Consider the following 5,069-nt stretch of genomic DNA (forward strand, 5'->3'; position numbering starts at 1 on the left):
TCTCCAACGCGATGAAGGACCTGGCCAGCCGGGCGCGCAGCCGCAAGCTGAAGCCGGAAGAGTACCAGGGCGGCACCACGGCGGTGTCCAACCTCGGCATGTTCGGCATCAAGGATTTTGCCGCGGTCATCAACCCGCCGCATGCGACCATCCTGGCGGTTGGCGCCGGCGAGGAGCGGGCGGTGGTCAAGAATGGCGAGATCAAGATCGCCACCGTGATGTCGGTGACGCTGTCGACCGACCATCGCGCCGTCGACGGTGCGCTGGGTGCCGAACTGTTGGTCGCCTTCAAGAACCTCCTTGAAAATCCGATGGGCCTGCTGGTCTGATCCACCAAGCAGAAGCCGGCGCCGAATGATGCGCCGGCTTACGGCAGAAACGACTTGTCAGGCGCCGACCCTTGACCCATGTTCTATCTGGATTGCGATCCAGGGAGGCCAAATATGCCTGCATTCGACCCATCTGACGTCAAAACCCTGTTCGGCAAGGTCATGGGTGCGTCGCCATCCGACATCAAGCTGGTGGCGCAGCGCCTGCACGACCACGCCTTCGAGCCTCGCATGTCGGCGGAGGAGACTAGGCAGCTCGTCGCCAGCCTCGGCTATGACAGTCTGGACGCGTTCTGCGCCGACATCGGTCTGCCCACGCATATCGCCGAGCGGTGGAGCCGTTTTGGTGTTTCCGGCGAGATGAAGCAGGTGTTCACACTGTTGGCGGCGCAGCGCAAGCGGGTGGCCGAGGCGATCGCCGAATTCGAATCCATGACCCATGTCGGCGTTGAGGATTTTTTGCGCGAGCGCGGGCTGATCTAACCGCCCTTGGCAAGCAGCGCCGTGGCGGTATCGCTGTCGGTGATCAGCACATTGGTGTCGACGGCTTTCAGCGCGGCGAGGATCGCCGCGACCTTGCGCTTGCCGCCGGCGGCGAGGACCACATTCGGCACATTGCTGACCACATCGAGATCGATGGCCATGACGCGGCTGTTGACCTCGTGGTCGACCAGCCCGCCGGCGGCATCGACGAAATAGCACAGCATGTTGGCGACCGCGCCCTTCGCTTTCAGCGGAGCGATCAGCGATGACGGCACGATGCCATGCCGGAAGATGGTGGCGTCCGGCGACATGTCGCCGACGGTGAGCAGCGCGATGTCGGCGGCGGCCGCGCGTTGGCGCACATCCTGCAGGGTCGGCTGTGCCCAGAGGAGATCGCGCAGCGAGGGATTGTCGACCATCACCGGCGCGGTGATCTGATAGCTGTCGACCTCGAAGACATCGGCGACCTTGGCTGCAACGATCGATGGATTGATCCATTGCGAATGCGGCAGGCTGCCGACGAGCGCCACCACGCAGGCACGCTTCAACTGCCGGCGGGCAAGGAAGCCGAGGCTGGCATGCAGGGTCGCGCCGCCACCGATCGCCAGCGTCATGCCGTCCTGCATCTGCTCGCCGAGATAGGCCGCGACGGCGTGGCCGATGGCCTTCTCCAGATGGTCATGCGCCGAAGGCGTCGGAATGACGACGGCGGCATTCAGACCCCAGCGCTTTTCCAGTTCCCGCTCGAGCGCCACCTGCCCGGCTGTCGGCGCGTTGATCATGGTGACGACAATGCCCTCGGCGGTGCAGGAGGCCAGCGTACGCATGACCTTCACCCTGGAGACATCGAGCTTTTCGGCGATCTGTTCCTGGGTGAAACCTTCGACATAGTAGAGCCATGCCGTCTTGACGGTAAGGTCCGACGAGACCATCGGCAGGCGAGCCTGTCTGGGTTTTTCTGTGGTCATCGGTTCCTGTCCCTCATGAGCCGTGGCCTGACCGGTGCTCATCAGGGAAACACCGGCCGGATGTCAATCGATGCCGGCTCTCCGGCATGTCGATTGTCGCACATTTCTGTTCATTTGTAATTGACATCGTACATATGAACATATTTTGTGGGTTTCACGCGCTGTGTCATCCACCAGTCATATGCGCCGTGCAGGGAGGAAGAGACGGGGAGCCGGCCAGAGCCGGACCGGTCATGCACAGAAAGACAGGAGGTCTCATTGAAGACGCACTTCATCAAGCTGCTGGCCAGCCAGCTGGCGCTCGCGGCAACTTTGTTTGCCGGCGTGGCAAACGCCGAAACACTGACGCTCTACACGTCCCAACCGGAAGCCGACGCGGCCAAGACCGTGGATGCCTTCAAGAAGGCGCAGCCGGGTATCGACGTGACCATCTATCGCTCCGGAACGAGCGACATCCTGACCAAGATGGCGGCCGAGTTTGCCGCCGGCAGCCCGCAGCCCGATGTGCTTCTGATCGCCGATGCGGTGTCGATGGAGCTGTTGAAGAAGGATGACCGGCTGCTGCCCTATCCCGAGGCAAAGCTCGACGGCATCGAGGCGGATGCCTATGATGCCGACAAGACCTATTTCGGCAGCAAGCTGATCACCACCGGCATCGTCTACAACACCGCTGCGGCCGAGAAGCCGCAGCATTGGGCCGATCTTGCCAAGCCCGCCTATGCAGATGGCCTGGTCATGCCGAGCCCGCTCTATTCGGGTGCCGCCGCCTACCTGCTTTCAGGCTTCGTCGGTGATACCAATTATGGTTGGGATTTCTTCCAGAAGCTGAAGACCAACAACACCGTCAGCGTGCGCGGCAATGGTGCGGTGCTGAAGTCGGTGGCATCAGGCGAAAAGCCTTATGGTATCCTCGTCGACTTCATGGCGATGAACGCCAGGAAGAAGGGTTCCCCGGTCGAGTTCGTATTCCCCTCGGAAGGTGTGCCGGCAGTGACCGAACCGGTCGCCATCATGAAGACCGCCAGGAATGTCGATGGCGCCAAGAAGTTCGTCGACTTCATTCTTTCCGATGACGGCCAGAAGCTTGCGCTTTCGATGGGCTATCTGCCGGCGCGCGCCTCGGTCGGCCGCCCCGAATGGCTGCCGGAAGGCGTCAAGGTCAAGGTGATGTCGTTCGACACCAAGGCAATCGTCGCCAAAACCGACGCCGACAAGGCGAAGTTCTCGGAACTGTTCGGCGGCTGAGCCGGCAATTCAGTCGGCATGTCCCCTAGCGGCATGCCGACTGCGAAACCCGATCGCATCGGCTGATCGACCCCAGGAAACGCAATCATGTCCACACGGATCAGGGAAAGCCGGGGCCAGGAAATGGTCCTGACGGCGGCGGTAGCCATCGTCATCGTCCTGCTTTCGCTGCTGCCGATGCTGCGCCTGATCAAGGAGATCGTGGCACCCGGTGGCACGCTGTCGACCGTCGCGATAAAGGCGGGGCTCGCCAGTCCGGCGACCTGGATCGCCACCTGGCACACACTGGTCGTCGGTATCGGCGGCACCCTGCTTGCGGTGCTGTCGGGAACGCTGGTGGCCGTCCTCGTCACTCTGACCGATATCCGCGCCCGCAGCGCCATGGTGCTCTGTTACGTCATGCCCTTGATGATCGCGCCGCAGGTAACAGCGCTGGCCTGGCTGCAACTGTTCGGCCCGGCAAGCCCGTTCCTCAAGCTGTTCGGGGCGGCACCGCCGCTCGGTACCAGGAACCCGCTCTATTCCACCTCGGGCATCATCCTGCTGCTCGGCGTGCAGTATGGCCCGCTGGTCTTCCTGCTGGTGCGCGCCGGCCTGCGCAAGCTGCCGCGCGAGCTGGTCGAAGCGGCGCGGGCGGGCGGTGCCGGCTGGTTCACCGTGCTGGTCACCATCGTGCTGCCCTTGATGACGCCGTCGATCATGGCGGCCGCCGCACTCGCCTTCGTCTCCTGCGTCGGCAATTTCGGCATTCCGGCCTTTCTCGGCATTCCCGCCAACTATCTCCTGCTGCCGACGCTGATCTATCAGAAGCTGGCCGGCGGCGGCCCTGCCGTGCTCGGCGAAACCGCGTTCCTGTCGGTGCTGATCGGCATCATCGCCATGGCGGGCATCCTTGCCCAGGAGATCATGAGCCGTCGCCGCGACTATCGCATCAGCTCCACGTCGCTTTCGGCTGAGCCCTATGAGCTCGGCCGCTGGCGGCCCGCCGTGCAGGCCGGCATGTGGCTGCTGATCATCGTGGTGCTGTTCCTGCCGCTGTTCGGGCTGGTTCTGACATCGCTGGTGCCGGGCTACGGCATCGCGCTCACCGCCAAGACGGCGACGCTCGATAATTATCGCTTCGTGCTGTTCGAGCATGACGCGGCCAGCCGCGCCTTCTTCAACAGCTTCTGGCTGTCGATCGCGGCGGCCTTCTTCGCGGTCCTGGTCGCAGTGCCGATCGGCTATCTGATTGCGTGGGGCAAGCAGCGCTGGGTGCGGCTGCTCAATCTGTCGGTCGAACTGCCCTATGCCTTGCCCGGCGTGGTGCTGGCGATCGCCTCGCTGCTCATGTTCCTGCGGCCGATCCCGCTGACCGGCATCCAGCTCTACAACACCGTCTGGATCATCCTCTACGCCTATCTTGCCCGTTTCCTGGTGCTGGCATTGCGGCCAACCATCAGCGGCTATCACCAGATCGACCGGGCGCTGGAGGAAGCTGCCCAGGTGGCCGGCGCGGGGTTGTTCACGCGCATGCGCACGATCATCTTTCCCCTGGTGGCACCGGCGGCGATCGCCGGCGGCCTGCTGATCTTCATGACGGCGTTGAGCGAACTTACCGTTTCGGCGCTGCTGTGGTCATCGGGCTCGGAAACGATCGGCGTGGTGATGTTCTCCTTCGAGCAGGGCGGCGATTCCAACTACGCGGCGGCGATGTCCGTCATCACCGTGGCGGTCACTTTCGTGCTGATGCTGGTGACCAATCTGCTTGCCCCCTACCTTCCGACCGGAGTGCTGCCATGGCGCGATTGAGCTTGGACAATGTGACCAAGAGCTTCGCCAATTTCGATGCCGTCAAGGACGTGTCGATCGATGTCGCCGACGGCGAGTTCCTGGCAGTGCTCGGTCCTTCCGGCTGCGGCAAGACGACGTTGCTGAGGCTGGTGGCCGGATTCGAGAAAGTGACGTCAGGCGAAATCCGCATCGGCAGCGAGGTCGTGTCGGGCAAGGGCGGCAGCGTCGCGCCGGAAAAGCGGCGCGTCGGCATCGTCTTCCAGAACTATGC

6 protein-coding genes are annotated in these 5,069 nt (G+C 63.1%); 5 read left to right on the plus strand and 1 reads right to left on the minus strand.

The features are described from left to right. A partial coding sequence (locus EN943_RS34830; protein ID WP_206522871.1) for a 2-oxo acid dehydrogenase subunit E2 occupies positions 1 to 329 on the plus strand: 329 nt, incomplete at its 5' end. 114 nt (positions 330 to 443) lie between these two features. Further along, a complete protein-coding gene (locus EN943_RS34835; RefSeq protein WP_013529317.1) occupies positions 444 to 812 on the plus strand; it encodes a hypothetical protein in 369 nt (122 codons plus the stop codon). Here EN943_RS34835 and EN943_RS34840 read toward each other — a convergent pair. Continuing rightward, positions 809 to 1,780 (minus strand): sugar-binding transcriptional regulator, encoded by a 972-nt coding sequence (locus EN943_RS34840; RefSeq protein WP_127416363.1) that lies wholly within the window; start codon positions 1,778 to 1,780, stop codon positions 809 to 811. The genes EN943_RS34835 and EN943_RS34840 overlap by 4 nt on opposite strands. A gap of 258 nt (positions 1,781 to 2,038) precedes the next feature. Here EN943_RS34840 and EN943_RS34845 point away from each other — a divergent pair, with 258 nt between their 5' ends. From EN943_RS34845 to EN943_RS34855, 3 genes are all read left to right on the plus strand, one after another. Further along, positions 2,039 to 3,025: an ABC transporter substrate-binding protein gene (locus EN943_RS34845; protein WP_127416364.1), complete on the plus strand. Its 987-nt coding sequence runs from the start codon at positions 2,039 to 2,041 to the stop codon at positions 3,023 to 3,025. 87 nt (positions 3,026 to 3,112) lie between these two features. Continuing rightward, a complete protein-coding gene (locus EN943_RS34850; protein ID WP_127416365.1) occupies positions 3,113 to 4,816 on the plus strand; it encodes an iron ABC transporter permease in 1,704 nt (567 codons plus the stop codon). Next, positions 4,804 to 5,069: ATP-binding cassette domain-containing protein (locus EN943_RS34855; protein ID WP_164778545.1), on the plus strand; the 266-nt coding region annotated here is incomplete at its 3' end. The genes EN943_RS34850 and EN943_RS34855, both read left to right, overlap by 13 nt.

This window comes from Mesorhizobium sp. M7A.F.Ca.US.006.01.1.1 (assembly GCF_003997935.1).
Lineage (GTDB): Bacteria > Pseudomonadota > Alphaproteobacteria > Rhizobiales > Rhizobiaceae > Mesorhizobium.

Coding starts and splice junctions, on each gene's coding strand:
- EN943_RS34850 (WP_127416365.1), top strand. CDS start 3,113: ATGTCCACACGGATCAGGGAAAGCCGGGGCCAGGAAATGGTCCTGACG.
- EN943_RS34835 (WP_013529317.1), top strand. CDS start 444: ATGCCTGCATTCGACCCATCTGACGTCAAAACCCTGTTCGGCAAGGTC.
- EN943_RS34840 (WP_127416363.1), bottom strand. CDS start 1,780: ATGACCACAGAAAAACCCAGACAGGCTCGCCTGCCGATGGTCTCGTCG.